15 protein-coding genes are annotated in these 16,392 nt (G+C 70.9%); 8 read left to right on the top strand and 7 right to left on the bottom strand.

Features of this window, described 5'->3' with window-relative positions; all coding sequences use genetic code 11:
- Positions 1 to 5: 5 nt before the first annotated feature.
- The 4 genes from ACIQMV_RS02195 to ACIQMV_RS02210 form a co-directional block, all read right to left on the bottom strand.
- Positions 6 to 329, bottom strand: coding sequence for a non-heme iron oxygenase ferredoxin subunit (locus ACIQMV_RS02195; RefSeq protein WP_141362056.1), 324 nt, complete (start codon positions 327 to 329; stop codon positions 6 to 8).
- Complete coding sequence (sufD, locus tag ACIQMV_RS02200; protein WP_402590454.1) at positions 326 to 1,510, bottom strand: Fe-S cluster assembly protein SufD; 1,185 nt, start codon at positions 1,508 to 1,510, stop codon at positions 326 to 328. Before sufD ends, ACIQMV_RS02195 begins: the two co-directional genes overlap by 4 nt.
- An 81-nt stretch (positions 1,511 to 1,591) precedes the next feature.
- Positions 1,592 to 3,013, bottom strand: coding sequence for a Fe-S cluster assembly protein SufB (gene sufB / locus ACIQMV_RS02205; protein ID WP_141362051.1), 1,422 nt, complete (start codon positions 3,011 to 3,013; stop codon positions 1,592 to 1,594).
- Complete coding sequence (locus ACIQMV_RS02210; RefSeq protein WP_141362049.1) at positions 3,010 to 3,780, bottom strand: metalloregulator ArsR/SmtB family transcription factor; 771 nt, start codon at positions 3,778 to 3,780, stop codon at positions 3,010 to 3,012. Before ACIQMV_RS02210 ends, sufB begins: the two co-directional genes overlap by 4 nt.
- A 161-nt stretch (positions 3,781 to 3,941) precedes the next feature.
- Between ACIQMV_RS02210 and ACIQMV_RS02215 the strand changes: the two genes are divergently transcribed.
- Genes ACIQMV_RS02215 through ACIQMV_RS02230 form a run of 4 tightly spaced genes read left to right on the top strand, consistent with a single transcriptional unit; the run spans position 3,942 to position 7,532 of the window.
- On the top strand, positions 3,942 to 4,754 hold the full coding sequence (locus ACIQMV_RS02215) for an aminoglycoside N(3)-acetyltransferase (RefSeq protein ID WP_402590456.1): 813 nt from the start codon (positions 3,942 to 3,944) through the stop codon (positions 4,752 to 4,754).
- Between the two features lie 31 nt (positions 4,755 to 4,785).
- On the top strand, positions 4,786 to 5,709 hold the full coding sequence (locus ACIQMV_RS02220) for an ABC transporter ATP-binding protein (RefSeq protein ID WP_402590458.1): 924 nt from the start codon (positions 4,786 to 4,788) through the stop codon (positions 5,707 to 5,709).
- A 53-nt stretch (positions 5,710 to 5,762) separates the two neighbouring features.
- Complete coding sequence (locus ACIQMV_RS02225; protein WP_402590969.1) at positions 5,763 to 6,479, top strand: ABC transporter permease; 717 nt, start codon at positions 5,763 to 5,765, stop codon at positions 6,477 to 6,479.
- A gap of 45 nt (positions 6,480 to 6,524) precedes the next feature.
- Positions 6,525 to 7,532: a heme A synthase gene (locus tag ACIQMV_RS02230; protein WP_402590460.1), complete on the top strand. Its 1,008-nt coding sequence runs from the start codon at positions 6,525 to 6,527 to the stop codon at positions 7,530 to 7,532.
- A 103-nt stretch (positions 7,533 to 7,635) separates the two neighbouring features.
- On the opposite strand, the gene ACIQMV_RS02235 is transcribed toward ACIQMV_RS02230, so the two are convergent.
- The 3 genes from ACIQMV_RS02235 to ACIQMV_RS02245 all read right to left on the bottom strand — a co-directional run bounded on the left by ACIQMV_RS02235 (position 7,636) and on the right by ACIQMV_RS02245 (position 10,217).
- On the bottom strand, positions 7,636 to 8,736 hold the full coding sequence (locus ACIQMV_RS02235) for an amidohydrolase family protein (protein ID WP_402590462.1): 1,101 nt from the start codon (positions 8,734 to 8,736) through the stop codon (positions 7,636 to 7,638).
- Positions 8,737 to 8,828: 92 nt separating this feature from the next.
- On the bottom strand, positions 8,829 to 9,161 hold the full coding sequence (locus ACIQMV_RS02240) for a hypothetical protein (protein WP_402590464.1): 333 nt from the start codon (positions 9,159 to 9,161) through the stop codon (positions 8,829 to 8,831).
- A 102-nt stretch (positions 9,162 to 9,263) separates the two neighbouring features.
- Positions 9,264 to 10,217 (bottom strand): heme o synthase, encoded by a 954-nt coding sequence (locus ACIQMV_RS02245; RefSeq protein WP_172633002.1) that lies wholly within the window; start codon positions 10,215 to 10,217, stop codon positions 9,264 to 9,266.
- A 374-nt stretch (positions 10,218 to 10,591) separates the two neighbouring features.
- On the opposite strand from ACIQMV_RS02245, the gene tkt reads away from it, so the two are divergent.
- From tkt to opcA, 4 genes are read left to right on the top strand one after another with little or no spacing between them, the layout of a single operon-like run.
- Positions 10,592 to 12,694 carry a transketolase gene (gene tkt / locus ACIQMV_RS02250; protein WP_402590466.1) on the top strand — a complete coding sequence of 701 codons (2,103 nt, stop codon included), beginning with the start codon at positions 10,592 to 10,594 and terminating at the stop codon, positions 12,692 to 12,694.
- 34 nt (positions 12,695 to 12,728) lie between these two features.
- The gene (gene tal / locus ACIQMV_RS02255) at positions 12,729 to 13,847 is read left to right on the top strand and encodes a transaldolase (protein WP_141362034.1); all 1,119 of its coding nucleotides are present in this window, start codon (positions 12,729 to 12,731) and stop codon (positions 13,845 to 13,847) included.
- A 5-nt stretch (positions 13,848 to 13,852) separates the two neighbouring features.
- Complete coding sequence (gene zwf / locus ACIQMV_RS02260; RefSeq protein WP_402590469.1) at positions 13,853 to 15,391, top strand: glucose-6-phosphate dehydrogenase; 1,539 nt, start codon at positions 13,853 to 13,855, stop codon at positions 15,389 to 15,391.
- The gene (gene opcA, locus ACIQMV_RS02265; RefSeq protein ID WP_141362030.1) at positions 15,388 to 16,392 is read left to right on the top strand and encodes a glucose-6-phosphate dehydrogenase assembly protein OpcA; all 1,005 of its coding nucleotides are present in this window, start codon (positions 15,388 to 15,390) and stop codon (positions 16,390 to 16,392) included. The genes zwf and opcA overlap by 4 nt, the downstream gene beginning before the upstream one ends.

The following is a 16,392-nucleotide window of genomic DNA, read 5'->3' on the forward strand; positions in this document are numbered from 1 at the left end:
GTGCCTCAGGACTCCTGGGTGAGGGAGACGAGCACGTCGTCCCCTTCGATCTTTACGGGGTATACGGGGACAGGGCGCGTCGCGGGAAGGCCGGACGGCTTGCCGGTGCGGAGGTCGAAGCTGGAGCCGTGCAGCCAGCACTCGATCTGGCAGTCCTCCACCTCGCCCTCGGAGAGCGAGACGTTCGCGTGCGAGCAGATGTCGTAGATGGCGAACACCTCCCCCTCGGTCTTCACGACCGAGACCGGCGTGCCGTCGAGTTCCACCCGCTTCGGGGTGTCCTCCTCCAGCTCGCTCAGCCCACAGACGCGTACGAATGCGCCGCTCATGCGACCGCCGCCTCGAGTTCCTCCTCGATCTTGGCGATGAGGCGCTCCTCGATGTCCGTGACACCGATCTGCTGGACCAGCTCGGCGAAGAAGCCGCGGACCACCAGACGGCGGGCCTCCTGCTCCGGGATGCCGCGGGCCATCAGGTAGAAGAGCTGCTCGTCGTCGAAGCGGCCGGTCGCGGAGGCGTGGCCGGCGCCGACGATCTCGCCGGTCTCGATCTCCAGGTTCGGCACGGAGTCGACACGGGCGCCGTCGGTCAGCACCAGGTTGCGGTTCATCTCGTAGGTGTCCGTGCCCTCGGCCTTGGCCTCGATCAGCACGTCGCCGATCCACACCGCGTGCGCGTCGTCGCCCTGGAGCGCGCCCTTGTAGGCGACGTTCGACTTGCAGTGCGGGGTGTTGTGGGTGACCAGCAGGCGGTGCTCCTGGTGCTGGCCGGCGTCGGTGAAGTACAGGCCGTACAGCTCGGCCTCGCCGCCGGGGCCGGCGTAGGTCACGCGCGGGTTCAGGCGGACCACGTCGCCGCCGAAGGTGACCACGACCGACTTGAAGGAGGCGTCCCGGCCGATCAGCGTGTTGTGCTGGGCGACGTGCACGGCCTTGTCGTCCCAGTCCTGGATCGAGACGACGGTCAGCTTGGCGCCGTCGCCGAGCAGGTAGTCGACGTTGCCGGCGAGTACCGCGTCACCGGTGTGGTCGATGACGACGACGGCCTCGGCGAAGGCCCCGAGCTCGATGACCTGGTGGCCGTAGGCGACCCCGCCCTCGCCGTGCACCGCGATGCGGATCGGCTCGGTCAGGACGGCCTCCTTGGGGACGGTCACGACCGAGGCCTTCTCGAAGGCGGAGTAGGCCTGGGCGGCGACGCGGTCCACCGGGGTGCCGGCCTTGCCGAGCCGGGCGTCGTCGCGGCCGACGGTCGCGACGGTGACGCCCTCGGGGGCCTGGATGTCCACCTTGACGCCCTCGCCGGTGGCGGTCGCGGTGCCGTCGTGCAGACCGCGCAGCCGCTCCAGCGGAGTGAAGCGCCACTCCTCCTCGCGGCCGTGCGGGACCGGGAAGTCCGCCACGTCGAAGGAGGGCGGCGCGCTCATGCGCGTGGCGACGGTCGACTCGGCGGCGACCGCGATCTGGCCGGCGGTCGTCGAACCGACGGGGATGTTCTGGGCCTCAGCCATGGCTGTCGTATTGCTCGCTTTCTTGCGTATGGGCTTGACGGCGGACTGCGGGCCGGCGGTTTCGCCGGCCCGGGTCGGTGCTTAACCGACCGCGCCCTCCATCTGCAGCTCGATCAGCCGGTTGAGCTCCAGCGCGTACTCCATGGGCAGCTCCTTGGCGATCGGCTCGACGAAGCCGCGCACGATCATCGCCATCGCCTCGAACTCGGAGAGGCCACGGCTCATCAGGTAGAAGAGCTGGTCCTCGGAGACCTTGGAGACGGTCGCCTCGTGGCCCATGGACACGTCGTCCTCCCGGACGTCCACGTAGGGGTACGTGTCCGAGCGGGAGATGGTGTCCACGAGCAGCGCGTCGCAGAGCACGTTGGACTTGGAGCCCGCGGCGCCCTCGCCGATCTCGACCAGGCCGCGGTACGAGGTACGGCCGCCGCCGCGGGCCACCGACTTGGAGACGATGTTGGACGAGGTGTTCGGCGCCATGTGGACCATCTTGGAACCGGCGTCCTGGTGCTGGCCCTCGCCCGCGAAGGCGATCGACAGGGTCTCGCCCTTGGCGTGCTCGCCCATCAGGTAGACGGCCGGGTACTTCATCGTCACCTTGGAGCCGATGTTGCCGTCGATCCACTCCATGGTCGCGCCCTCGTAGGCCACGGCGCGCTTGGTGACCAGGTTGTAGACGTTGTTCGACCAGTTCTGGATGGTCGTGTAACGGCAGCGGGCGTTCTTCTTGACGATGATCTCGACGACCGCGCTGTGCAGGGAGTCGCTCTTGTAGATCGGGGCGGTGCAGCCCTCGACGTAGTGCACGTAGGCACCCTCGTCGACGATGATCAGGGTCCGCTCGAACTGGCCCATGTTCTCCGTGTTGATGCGGAAGTAGGCCTGGAGCGGGATCTCCACGTGGACGCCCGGCGGGACGTAGATGAAGGAGCCGCCGGACCACACGGCGGTGTTCAGCGAGGCGAACTTGTTGTCGCCGACGGGGATGACGGTCCCGAAGTACTCCTTGAAGAGCTCCGGGTGCTCCTTCAGCGCGGTGTCCGTGTCGAGGAAGATGACGCCCTGCTCCTCCAGGTCCTCGCGGATCTGGTGGTAGACGACCTCCGACTCGTACTGGGCCGCGACGCCGGCGACGAGGCGCTGCTTCTCCGCCTCGGGGATGCCGAGCTTGTCGTACGTGTTCTTGATGTCCTCGGGCAGGTCCTCCCAGGACTCCGCCTGCTTCTCCGTGGAGCGCACGAAGTACTTGATGTTGTCGAAGTCGATCCCCGACAGGTCCGAGCCCCAGTTCGGCATGGGCTTCTTCTCGAAGAGCCGCAGACCCTTCAAGCGCAGCTTGGTCATCCACTCCGGCTCGGACTTCTTCGCCGAGATGTCGCGGACGACCTCCTCGTCCAGACCGCGCCTGGCAGAGGCGCCGGCCGTGTCGGAGTCGGCCCAGCCGTATTCGTACTTGCCCAGGCCCTCGAGTTCGGGGTGAGCAGTCTCCGTGGGGAGAGTCATGCGGGGTTCCTCCCGGCCGTGCTTGCGGATGCGTTGTGGCTTTGGTGATCGGTCTGGGAAATCTTGGGGATGAACGTCGTGCAGACGCCGTCGCCGTGCGCGATGGTCGCCAGTCGCTGGACGTGCGTACCCAGCAGCTCGGCGAAGATCTCCGTCTCCGCCTCGCACAGCTGCGGGAACTGCTCCGCGACGTGGGCGACCGGGCAATGGTGCTGGCAGAGCTGCTCACCCCGCTGCGGGAGGGGCGCGTTGCGCGCCGTAGCAGCGTACCCGTCCACGCTCAGGGCCTTGGCCAGCGCTTCGGTGCGCTGGTCGGGGGTGACGGCCTCGATCGCCTTGCGGTACGCGCCCGCCTGCGCGGCGATCCGGGCCCGGGCGAAGGCGGCGACCGCCTCCGGCCCGCCCTCCCGCTCGGCGATCCAGCGGAGCGCGTCCGCGGCGAGCTTGTCGTACGACTGGTCGAAGGCGTCCCGCCCGCAGTCGGTGAGCGCGAAGACCTTGGCGGGCCGGCCGCGCGTCCGCGCGCCGTACACCCGCTGCTCCCGCGCCTCCACCACGTCGTCGGCGACCAGGGCGTCCAGGTGGCGCCGTACGGCGGCCTGGGTGAGCCCCAGCCGGCCGGCCAGCTCGGCGACGGTCGACGGGCCGTGGTCCAGGATGGACCGCGCGACCCGGTTGCGCGTGGACCGATCCGAGCGCACCCCGGCCGCGAACTCCTCCTGCGGGACCCCCGTGAGGGTCTCCCGAGCCTCGCCGACGTTTTTCACAACGCCATTGTTGCGTAATTCCTCGCGGACTGACAAGCGGCCTTGATCCGGACGGGCGGTGCCCTGCGTCACTTAGGCAAACCTAATCCGACCTGCGGAAACGATCTCCGATCGATCAAACGAGTGGCACCGTCCGGGGCGATGCGTCAGACTCCCCGACCATGCCCACACCGCCGCCGACCGGCCCGCTCGTCACCCGGGACACGATCGCCGAAGGACTGCGCGACCTCGGCGTACGCCCCGGCGAGACCCTCCTCGTCCACTCCTCCCTCAGTTCGCTCGGCTGGGTCTGCGGCGGCCAGGTCGCGGTCGTCCAGGGACTGCTCGACGCGCTCGGTCCCGACGGCACGCTCGTGGTCCCCACCCACTGCGGCGACCTCTCCGACCCGGCGCGCTGGAGCAGACCCCCGGTGCCCGAGGAGTGGTGGGACACCATCCGGGCCACGCTGCCCGCCTACGACCCCCGCGTCAGCCCCTCCTTCGGGGTCGGAGTGATCCCGGAGACCGTGCGCACCTGGCCGGGCGCCCTGCGCAGCGCGCACCCGGACGCCTCGTTCGCGGCGATCGGCCCGCGCGCCGCAGCGATCGTCGACGGGCACGCCACCGACTGCCGGTTCGGCGAGCGCAGCCCGCTCGCCCGCCTGGAGGCGCTCGGGGCCCGGGTGCTGCTGCTGGGCGCCGGATACGGTTCCTGCACCTGCTTCCACCTGGCCGAGTACCGGATCCCCGGACCGCTCACCCGGGAGGGCCGGCCCGGGCCGCACGGCTGGGAGGTCGTCACCGACGTGTCCATCACCTCCGAGCGGTTCGACGAACTCGGGCACGACTTCGAGCGCGACCGGCCGGTGGTCCGCGGGACGGTGGGCGCCGCCCGGTCGCGGCTGTTCCCCGTGGCGGACGCGGTGGCGTACGCGGAGCGGTGGCTCACGGTGCACCGGCCCCGGGAGGATGACTTCCCTCACCCGGCCGCCTGAGCCGTTCGGCGCGTCCCTAGACTTTGGCCCCATGCGAAGTGAGCCCGTGGTCCAGGTCCAGGCCTTGGTGAAGCGGTACGGCACGAAGACCGCGGTGGACGGCCTCGACCTGGTGGCCCGGGCGGGCGTGACCGCCGTGCTCGGCCCCAACGGCGCGGGCAAGACGACGACGGTCGAGACCTGCGAGGGGTACCGGCGGCCGGATTCCGGCACGGTGCGCGTCCTCGGCCTCGACCCCGTGGGACAGTCCGCGCGGCTCAGACCCCGTATCGGCGTGATGCTCCAGTCGGGTGGCGTGTACTCCGGCGCCCGGGCCGACGAGATGCTGCGGCACGTCGCCAGGCTGCACGCCCACCCGCTGGACGTCGACGCCCTCATGGAACGCCTGGGGCTCGGCGGCTGCGGGCGGACCTCGTACCGCCGGCTGTCCGGCGGCCAGCAGCAGCGGCTCGCGCTCGCCATGGCCGTCGTCGGCCGGCCCGAGCTGGTCTTCCTCGACGAGCCGACCGCCGGACTCGACCCGCAGGCCCGCCGGGCCACCTGGGACCTGGTGCGCGAATTGCGCGCCGACGGCGTGTCGGTGATCCTCACCACGCACCACATGGACGAGGCCGAGCAGCTCGCCGACGACGTCGCGATCATCGACGCCGGCCGGGTCATCGCCCAGGGCTCCCCGGAGGAGCTGTGCCGCGGCGGTGCCGAGAACACCCTGCGCTTCACCGGCCGCCCGGGACTCGACGTCGCCTCCCTCCTCAAGGCACTGCCCACCGACTCCTCGGCCGCCGAGCTGACCTCGGGTTCCTACCGTGTCGTCGGCAAGGTCGACCCGCAGCTGCTCGCGACGGTGACGTCCTGGTGCGCGCAGCACGGCGTGATGCCGGACCGCATCTCCGTCGAGCGGCACACCCTGGAGGATGTCTTTTTGGAGCTGACCGGCAAGGAGCTGCGCTCGTGACCACCGCCACCGGTACGTACGCCCCGAAGCCCGGCGCGGCCCCGCTGACCCGCATGATCGCGGCGCAGGCGGCGCTGGAGACGAAGATGCTGCTGCGCAACGGTGAGCAGCTGCTGCTCACCGTCGTCATCCCCACGCTGCTGCTGGTGCTGTTCAGCTCGGTGGACATCGTCGACACCGGCGCGGGCAGGGCCGTGGACTTCCTCACCCCCGGCGTCCTCGCGCTCGCCGTGATGTCGACCGCGTTCACCGGGCAGGCCATCGCGACCGGCTTCGAGCGGCGCTACGGCGTGCTGAAGCGGCTGGCCGCCTCGCCGCTGCCGCGCTGGGGGCTGATGACCGCCAAGACGGTGTCGGTGCTGGTCACCGAGGTGCTCCAGGTCGTGCTGCTGACCGTGATCGCGTTCGCGCTCGGCTGGTCGCCGCACGGCAACCCGTTCGCCGTGCTTGTGCTGATGGTCCTCGGCACGGCCGCCTTCTCCGGGCTGGGCCTGCTGATGGCGGGAACGCTGAAGGCGGAGGCCACGCTGGCCGCCGCCAACCTGGTCTTCCTGCTGCTGCTGGTCGGCGGCGGGGTGATCGTCCCGCTGGACAAGTTCCCGCCCGTCGCCCAGGACGTGCTCGGCCTGCTGCCCATCTCGGCGCTCTCCGGCGGGCTGCGGGACGTGCTCCAGCACGGCGCCGGGATGCCCTGGGGCAACCTGGCGGTCCTCGCCGTCTGGGCGGTGGCGGGGCTCGCGGCCGCCGGGAAGTTCTTCCGCTGGGAGTAGGGCACGACGGACCCTCGTGAAACGGTGCACAAGCGGACGCCTACGATGGATCGCGTGCCAAACCTGACCCGCGCCGACACCGTGTCCGCCGTGCGCAACCCGCTCGCCTTCATCGCCGAACGCTGGACCCCGCATCCGAGGACCGTCCGGCGGGCGGCCCTCTCCGCGCTGGTGATGGCGGTGGTCATCGTCGTCACCGGCGGCGCCGTCCGCCTGACCGGCTCGGGCCTCGGCTGCCCGACCTGGCCCACCTGCACGGACGACTCGCTGACCACCACCCGCGAGATGGGTGTGCACGGCGTGATCGAGTTCGGCAACCGGATGCTGACGTACGTGCTGTGCGCCGCCGTGGGCTGGGCGATCGTCGCCGCGCGCGCCCAGAAGCCGTGGCGGCGCGGCCTCACCCGGCTGGGCTGGGCACAGTTCTGGGTGGTCATGGGCAACGCGGTGCTCGGCGGCATCGTCGTGCTCGTCGGCCTGAACCCGTACACCGTCGCGGCGCACTTCCTGCTCTCCTCGGCGCTGATCGCGGTCGCCACGGTGATGTGGCAGCGCACCCGCGAAGGTGACGCCGAGCCGCGCCCGCTGGTCGGCAAGCCGATCCGGCAGCTGGTGGGATTCCTGGTCCTCGCGAGCGTGCTGCTGATCGCGGTGGGCACGGTGGTCACGGGCGCCGGGCCGCACGCGGGCGACTCCCAGGAGGTCTCCCGCATCCCGATCGACTGGCAGACGGTCGCCAAGCTGCACGCCGTGCTGGCGTGGATCGTGGTCACGCTGACGTTCGCCCTGTGGTTCATCCTCAAGGCCGTCGACGCGCCGCGGGGCCCGCTGGCGCGGACCCGCGAACTGTTCCTGATCCTGCTGGGCCAGGGCGCCATCGGCTATGTCCAGTCCTTCACGCACCTGCCCGAGGTCCTGGTCGGACTGCACATGCTGGGGTCCTGCGTCATGTGGATCTGGGTGCTGCGCGTGCTGCTGTCGCTGCGCGAGCGGCCGGAGGCGGTGGCCGACCTGCCGGGTCCCGCCACCGAGGCGACGCTGGCGAAGGCCTGAGAACGGACCGCCGGGGGTCAGCCGGGCACGGAGCCGGACCGCCGGAGGCCGGCCAGGCCTGAAGCCGGGCCGTGCCGGGGATCAACCGGGGGTCAGCCGGGGTTCACCCCAGCCCGTACACCCGCATGGCGTTCTCCGCCGCGACCATCGTCGCCACGCGCTGAGCGTCGGCGGGGCACCAGGCGCCCTCGGCGACCCACCCCCCGAGCACCCGCTCCAGGGACTCCCTGAACAGGTGTGCGCCCAGCACATGCAGCTCGGGCAGCCCCTGTGCCCCGCTGGAGAAGAGGACCTTGCCGAACGGGGCCAGCTCCAGGATCTCCGCGAGGACCGTCGCGGCGCGGGCGCCGGTGCGGACCAGCGCGGCGCCCGAGTCGGCGTACACATGCGGGAAGAGTCCGGCGAGGCGGGCGGCGTGGCGGTGGTACGGATGGCCGCACAGCAGGACGAGATCGGTGCCCAGGCCCGCCGTCGCCCGGACGAAGTCCGTCAGCGGCAGCGGATCCGTACCGGCTGAGCCCGGCCCGCCGAGCCCCGCGTGCAGTTGGAGCGGCCTCCCGGAGGCCACCGCGATCCACAGCAGGTGCCGCAGCAGCACCGGGTCGCTCAGTTCCCCGCCGACCCGCCGCCCGGCCAGCCAGCGGCCCGCGGCGCCCCGCACCTCCCCCGGGCCGGGCGGCTCCGCCGCGAGCGCCGGCCCGTGCCGTACGCCGGCCACGGAGGTGAAGGCGACGGCGTGCGCGGCGGCACCGTGCACCGCCTCGGCGAGGTTGGTGAGGAACGAATCGACGGTGCCGGAGGTGTCGGCGACCTGCTCGGCCAGCGGTTCCAGGCGCACGATCTCGTGTGCGGCCGCGTCGCCCGCGGCCGCCATCTCACCGGGCCCGGTCAGGTCGCCCCGCAGCCCCGTGTCGACGAGGTAGGTGGTGATGCCGCTGCCGCGCAGCAGACGGCGGCCGGCCTCCAGCACCCCGAGTTCCCGGCGCCGGGCGAGATAGCGCGCGGGCGGGCAGTGCGGCTCCAGTCCGAGCAGCGGAGGGCACCAGCGGCGCAGGGCGAAACCGGTCTGGGTGTCGAAGAGCGTGGTGCCCGGCGCGGGCGGGCCCTCGGTACGGGCCAGCCGGGCCTCGAAGGTGCCGAGGCCCAGCTCCGTTCTCAGGACCCCGTGGCAGTGCTGATCCACGAGGGACGGCGTTTCGATCATCCGGTTCTCCCGACGCTGGGCCCGCTGCCTCCGTCAGGCCCTAACGGATGAACCCGCCGTCAGGTGTTGCTGACCCGGCTCGTCGGATGCGGTCAGCCGTTGGACGGGCCGCCCAGCTGGAGGCCCGCCATGCGGCTCCACTCGTACGGACCCGTCCGCACCTTGGCCGCGAACTCGCCGTCGAACGTCTCGTGGACGGTGATCCCGGCCTTCTCCACCGCCTGCTCGGCGATGGCGTACGTCGGGGCCACGAGGTCGCCCCAGGTGCCGTCCTCGCCCACCAGGACGATCCTGGCGCCGCGCTCCCCGAGGTAGGCGACCTGTCCCTCGGCGCCTCCGTGGGCCTTGGAGAAGGAGCCGATCCGCCGGGCGAGGCGGGCGGCCCTGCGCTCGGCCTTGGGGTCAACCTGCTGCGTGTCTGCCATGGCCAGATGCTACCCACGAGTAGACCGAACGGCGACGGGCGGGGTGCGTGGCCTTGACCACGCACCCCGCCCGGGGAAAACCGCTACGACCCGTACGGGGGGTCAGCGCAGGAACGGATCCACCGCCACCGCCACGAACAGCAGCGACACATAGGTGATGGACCAGTGGAACAGGCGCATCTCCTTCAGCTTCGCGCCGGTCGCCTCGGCCTTGGCCCGGTTCTGCAGCGCGTGCGCCTCCCACAGCCACCAGCCGCCCGCCGCCAGCGCCACCACCGTGTAGAACCAGCCGGTGTAGCCGAGCGGGGTCAGCAGCAGCGAGACCCCCACCATCACCCAGCTGTAGAGCACGATCTGGCGGGCGACCACCTTGTTGGAGGCGACGACCGGCAGCATCGGGACGCCCACGCGCGCGTAGTCGTCCTTCACCTTCATGGACAGCGGCCAGTAGTGCGGCGGCGTCCAGAAGAACATGACGAGGAAGAGGATGACGGGCGCCCAGGACATCGAGTTGGTGACCGAGGACCAGCCGATCAGCACCGGCATGCAGCCGGCGATGCCGCCCCACACGATGTTCTGCGACGTACGGCGCTTGAGGATCATCGTGTAGACGACGACGTAGAAGAGGAGCGCTCCGAGCGACAGCCACGCGGACAGCCAGTTGACGGTGAGGCCGAACAGCAGCGTGGAGACGACCGCCAGCGCGATGCCGAAGGCCAGGCACTCGCGCGGGCTGACCATGCCGGTGACCAGCGGGCGCTGGGAGGTGCGGTCCATGAGCGCGTCGATGTCGCGGTCGATGTACATGTTCAGCGCGTTGGCGCCGCCCGCGGACAGGTAGCCGCCGACACAGGTGAGCAGAACCAGCCCCAGGTCGGGCACGCCCCGCTGCGCCAGGAACATCACCGGAACGGTGGTGATCAGCAGCAGTTCGATGATCCGCGGCTTGGTCAGCGCCACAAACGCCTTGACACGGGCCCCGAACGGCCGGTGACTCGGGCTCTGGCTCGCACCGAGTACCCCCGCTGGACGGGATTCGACGGCCGTCACGCACACCCCTGACAGAGACTCCCAGCGAGCCGCCCGTGTGAACCGACGGTAAGGACTCGCGCGTACCACGCCACTGTAGACGTTGCCCAGACCCGGACATTCGCGGGGGTCGGGTCGTGTTGGCGGGGCCCTCCGGACGGGCACGATCCGGCTCGATTGAGCGATCGGATGAGCAGCCCCGTATTCATGTGCCGAATGCGATTCCGACCAGCGGGGAGGCGGATCCCGGAGAGTCCCGCCACTCTGGAACGACGCGGAAAAACGCACGTTCTGACGGGATAGGCTCGGCAACGTCCGGCCGACGCCGAGAACGCCGGCAACCGGTGCGCGGTCCCCCCGTACGCCGGCATCCGACATGTGGAGAGGAGCCCTGACCCAGGGTGAGCACCAAGCCGACCACCACAGACCTCGAGTGGACCGAGTTGGACCAGCGTGCCGTGGACACCGCGCGCGTCCTGGCCGCCGACGCCGTACAGAAGGTCGGCAACGGCCATCCCGGTACGGCGATGAGTCTGGCTCCCGCCGCCTACACCCTCTTCCAGAAGGTGATGCGGCACGACCCGGCCGATCCGCAGTGGGTGGGGCGCGACCGCTTCGTGCTGTCCGCCGGCCACTCCTCCCTGACCCTCTACACCCAGCTGTACCTGGCCGGTTTCGGGCTGGAGCTGGACGACCTGAAGTCCTTCCGCACCTGGGGCTCGAAGACGCCCGGCCACCCGGAGTACGGGCACACGGCGGGCGTGGAGACCACGACCGGCCCGCTCGGCCAGGGTGTCGCCAACGCGGTGGGCATGGCGATGGCCGCCCGCTACGAGCGCGGCCTGTTCGACCCGGAGGCCCCCACCGGCGCGTCCCCGTTCGACCACTTCGTCTTCTGCATCGCCGGTGACGGCTGCCTCCAGGAGGGCATCTCCGCCGAGGCGTCCTCGCTGGCCGGCCACCAGAAGCTCGGCAACCTGATCCTGCTGTGGGACGACAACCACATCTCGATCGAGGGCGACACCGAGACGGCCGTCTCCGAGGACACCGTCAAGCGGTACGAGGCCTACGGCTGGCACGTGCAGCGCGTGGAGGCCAAGGAGGACGGCGACCTCGACCCGCAGGCGATCCACGCGGCCGTCGAGGCGGCCAAGGCCGTCACCGACCGGCCGTCCTTCATCGCGATGCGCTCGATCATCGCCTGGCCGGCCCCGCACGCGCAGAACACCGAGGCCGCGCACGGCTCGGCCCTGGGCGAGGAGGAGGTCGCGGCCACCAAGCGCGTCCTCGGCTTCGACCCCGAGCAGCACTTCGAGGTCTCCGACGAGGTGCTGAACCACACCCGCGCCGCCGTCGAGCGGGGCCGCCGGGCCAAGGCCGAGTGGGAGAAGTCGCTCCAGGTCTGGCGCGAGGCCAACCCCGAGCGGGCCGCCGAGTTCGACCGGATCGCCGCGGGCGAGCTGCCCGCCGGCTGGGACGAGAAGATCCCGGTGTTCGAGGCGGGCAAGGGCCTGGCCACGCGTGCCGCGTCCGGCAAGGTGCTCCAGGCGCTCGGCGACGTGATCCCGGAGCTGTGGGGCGGCTCGGCGGACCTGGCCGGCTCGAACAACACCACCATCGACAAGACCTCGTCGTTCCTGCCCGAGGGCAACCCGCTGCCGGAGGCGAACCCGTACGGGCGCACCATCCACTTCGGCATCCGCGAGCACGCGATGGCCGCGGCGATGAACGGCATCACGCTGCACGGCAACACCCGCGTCTACGGCGGCACCTTCCTGGTCTTCTCCGACTACATGCGCAACGCGGTGCGCCTGTCGTCCCTGATGCACCTGCCGGTGACGTACGTCTGGACGCACGACTCCGTCGGTCTGGGCGAGGACGGCCCCACCCACCAGCCGGTCGAGCACCTGGCCTCGCTGCGCGCCATCCCGGGCCTGAGCATCGTCCGCCCGGCCGACGCCAACGAGACCGCGATCGCCTGGCGCGAGATCCTGCGCCGCTGGACCAAGGAGTTCGGCAAGGGCACCCCGCACGGTCTGGCGCTGACCCGCCAGGGCGTGCCGACGTACGAGCCCAACGACGACGCCGCGCGCGGCGGTTACGTGATGTTCGAGGCCGAGGGGCCCGAGGGGCAGAACACCGCGGCACAGGTCGTCCTGATCGCCACCGGTTCCGAGGTGCACGTGGCCGTGGAGGCCCGCGAGCGGCTCCAGGCCGAGGGCATCCCCACCCGGGTGGTGTCCATGCCGTCCGTGGAGTGGTTCGAGGAGCAGGACCAGGGGTACCGGGACAGCGTGCTGCCGCCGGCCGTGCGCGCACGCGTCGCGGTCGAGGCAGGTATCGGACTGACCTGGCACAAGTACGTGGGAGACGCCGGCCGCATCGTTTCCCTCGAGCACTTCGGTGCTTCGGCCGACGCCAAGGTGCTCTTCCGCGAGTTCGGCTTCACCGCGGAGAACGTGGCCGACAAGGCCCGGGAATCCATCGCCGCCGCCCAGCGCTGACGCTCATATACGACCCGTAGGAGATGTAATTTCCATGACAGACGCACTGAAGCGCCTTTCCGACGAAGGCGTCGCGATCTGGCTGGACGACCTGTCGCGCAAGCGGATCACGTCCGGCAACCTCGCCGAGCTGATCGACCAGCAGCACGTCGTGGGCGTCACCACCAACCCGACGATCTTCCAGAAGGCGATCTCGCAGGGGGACGGCTACGAACAGCAGGTCGCCGACCTGGCCGCCCGCCGGGTCACGGTGGAAGAGGCCATCCGCATGATCACCACGGCGGACGTCCGGGACGCCGCCGACATCATGCGCCCCGTCTTCGACGCCACCGGCGGCAAGGACGGCCGGGTGTCCATCGAGGTGGACCCCCGCCTGGCGCACAACACCAGGGCGACGGTCGCCGAGGCCCGCCAGCTGGCCTGGCTGGTCGACCGGCCCAACACGCTCATCAAGATCCCGGCCACCAGGGCGGGCCTGCCGGCGATCACCGAGACCATCGGCAACGGCATCAGCGTCAACGTCACCCTGATCTTCTCGCTGGAGCGCTACCGCGCGGTGATGGACGCGTACCTGAGCGGCCTGGAGAAGGCCCAGGGGCGCGGTCTGGACCTGTCGAAGATCCACTCGGTGGCGTCCTTCTTCGTGTCCCGCGTGGACACCGAGATCGACCGGCGGATCGACGAGCTCGGCACCGCCGAGGCCAAGGCGCTGCGCGGCAAGGCGGGCGTGGCCAACGCGCGTCTGGCCTACGAGGCGTACGAGGAGGTCTTCGCCTCCGACCGGTGGAGCGCGCTGGAGCGGCAGGGCGCCAACAAGCAGCGTCCGCTGTGGGCGTCCACCGGAGTGAAGGACAAGGCGTACAAGGACACCATGTACGTCGAGGAGCTGGTGGCGCCGAACACGGTGAACACCATGCCCGAGGCCACGCTGGAGGCCACCGAGGAGCACGGCGCGATCCGCGGCGACGCGGTCACCGGCACCTACGAGCAGGCCCGCGCGGACATCGACGCGCTGGAGCGGATCGGGATCTCGTACGACGACGTGGTCCAGGTCCTGGAGGACGAGGGCGTCGAGAAGTTCGAGTCGTCCTGGAACGACCTGCTCAAGTCCACCGAGGCGGAGTTGGAGCGCCTCGCTCCCGCGGAGGGCTGAGAACCTTGGCGCCCCTTTCCGTCACCGGAGCGAACCCGCTCCGTGACCCCGCCGACCGACGGCTCCCGCGTATCGCGGGGCCGTCGGGCCTGGTCATCTTCGGTGTCACCGGTGACCTGTCGCGCAAGAAGCTCATGCCCGCGGTGTACGACCTCGCCAACCGGGGTCTGCTGCCGCCGGGCTTCTCGCTCGTCGGCTTCGCCCGCCGCGACTGGGAGCACGAGGACTTCGCCCAGGTCGTGCACGACGCCGTCAAGGAGCACGCGCGCACGCCGTTCCGGGAGGAGGTCTGGCAGCAGCTCATCCAGGGGATGCGCTTCGTGCAGGGCACCTTCGACGACGACGACGCGTTCGAGCGGCTGCGCGGCACGATCGAGGAACTGGACAAGGCACAGGGCACGGGCGGCAACTTCGCCTTCTACCTGTCGGTGCCGCCGAAGTCCTTCCCGGTGGTCATCCAGCAGCTGAAGAAGCACCAGCTGGCCGACCAGAGCCACGGCTCGTGGCGGCGCGCGGTCATCGAGAAGCCCTTCGGCCACGACCTGAGGTCGGCCGAGGAGCTCAACGCGATCGTGCACGAGGTCTTCGCCCCGGACCAGGTCTTCCGCATCGACCACTACCTGGGCAAGGAGACCGTCCAGAACATCCTGGCCCTGCGCTTCGCCAACACGATGTTCGAGCCGATCTGGAACCGGTCCTTCGTGGACCATGTGCAGATCACCATGGCCGAGGACATCGGCATCGGCGGCCGGGCCGGCTACTACGACGGCATCGGCGCCGCCCGCGACGTCATCCAGAACCACCTGCTGCAACTCCTGGCCCTGACCGCGATGGAGGAGCCCGCCTCCTTCGACGCGGACGCGCTGGCCGCGGAGAAGACCAAGGTGCTCGGCGCGGTGAAGCTGCCCAGGGACCTGGGCAGGTCGACCGTGCGCGGGCAGTACGCGGCGGGCTGGCAGGGCGGCGAGAAGGTCATCGGCTACCTCGAGGAAGAGGGCATCGACAAGAAGTCGAAGACCGACACGTTCGCGGCCGTCAAGCTGGAGATCGACAACCGCCGCTGGGCGGGCGTCCCCTTCTATCTGCGCACCGGCAAGCGTCTGGGCCGTCGGGTCACCGAGATCGCGGTCGTCTTCCAGCGGGCGCCGCACTCCCCCTTCGACTCCTCGGCCACCGAGGAACTCGGGCAGAACGCCATCGTCATCCGCGTCCAGCCGGACGAGGGTGTCACGGTCCGCTTCGGCTCCAAGGTGCCCGGCACGTCGATGGAGATCCGGGACGTGTCGATGGACTTCGCCTACGGCGAGTCCTTCACGGAGTCCAGCCCGGAGGCGTACGAACGCCTGATCCTGGACGTGCTGCTCGGCGACTCCAACCTCTTCCCGCGCACCGAGGAGGTCGAGCTGTCCTGGCGGATCCTCGACCCGATCGAGACGTACTGGGACAAGCACGGCAGGCCCGCGCAGTACCCCTCCGGGACGTGGGGGCCCGCCGAGGCGGACGAGATGCTCGCACGAGACGGACGGAGCTGGCGCCGGCCATGAAGATAGACCTGACCGACACCACGGCCGGCAAGATCAACAAGGCGCTGGTGCGGGCCCGGCGGGCGATCGGCACCCCGGCCGTGGGCATGGTGCTCACGCTGGTCATCGTCACCGACGAGGAGAACGCCTACGACGCGCTGAAGGCCGCCGGAGACGCCTCGCGGGAGCATCCCTCGCGCCTGCTGGTGGTCATCAAGCGGCACGCCCGCACCCTGCGCGACCGCACGTCCTCGCGGCTGGACGCCGAGGTGCGGGTGGGCGCGGACGCCGGCACCGGCGAGACGGTGGTGCTGCGTCTGCACGGCGAGGTGGCCGACCACGCCCAGTCGGTGGTGCTGCCGCTGCTGCTCCCCGACGCGCCGGTCGTCGTCTGGTGGCCGGTGAACGCCCCGCTCGAACCGGCCAAGGACCCGCTGGGCGCCCTGGCGCAGCGCCGGGTCACCGACACGTACGCCGCCGAGCAGCCGGTGCGGGAGCTCTCCGCGCGGGCCGAGGCGTACACGCCCGGCGACACGGACCTGTCCTGGACCCGGATCACTCCGTGGCGCTCGATGCTGGCCGCCGCCCTCGACCAGGTCACCTGCGAGGTCAGGGCCGTGGAGGTGGAGGGCGAGGAGTTCAACCCGAGCTGCGAGCTGCTGGCGATGTGGCTCGCGGACCGGCTGGACGTCCCGGTCAAGCGCTCGCAGTCCGCGGGCCCCGGTCTGACCGCGGTCCGCATGGACACCAGCTGCGGCCCGATCGCCCTGGACCGGGCCGACGGCAGGCTGGCGACCCTGTCCATCCAGGGGCAGCCGGAGCGGGCGGTGGCACTGAAGCGGCGGGAGACCGCCGAGCTGATCGCGGAGGAACTGCGGCGGCTGGACCCGGACGACACGTACGCGTCCGCGCTGCGGTTCGGCGTGGACCGGCTGGACGGCGCCGGCGCGTCCGGCGGTTCGAAGGCGTCCGCGAAGGAGCCGGTCGCGGTGCCCGTCCCCCAGGAGGAGGCCGCCGAGTGA

The organism is Streptomyces sp. NPDC091412 (assembly GCF_044756885.1).
Taxonomy (GTDB): Bacteria; Actinomycetota; Actinomycetes; order Streptomycetales; family Streptomycetaceae; genus Streptomyces.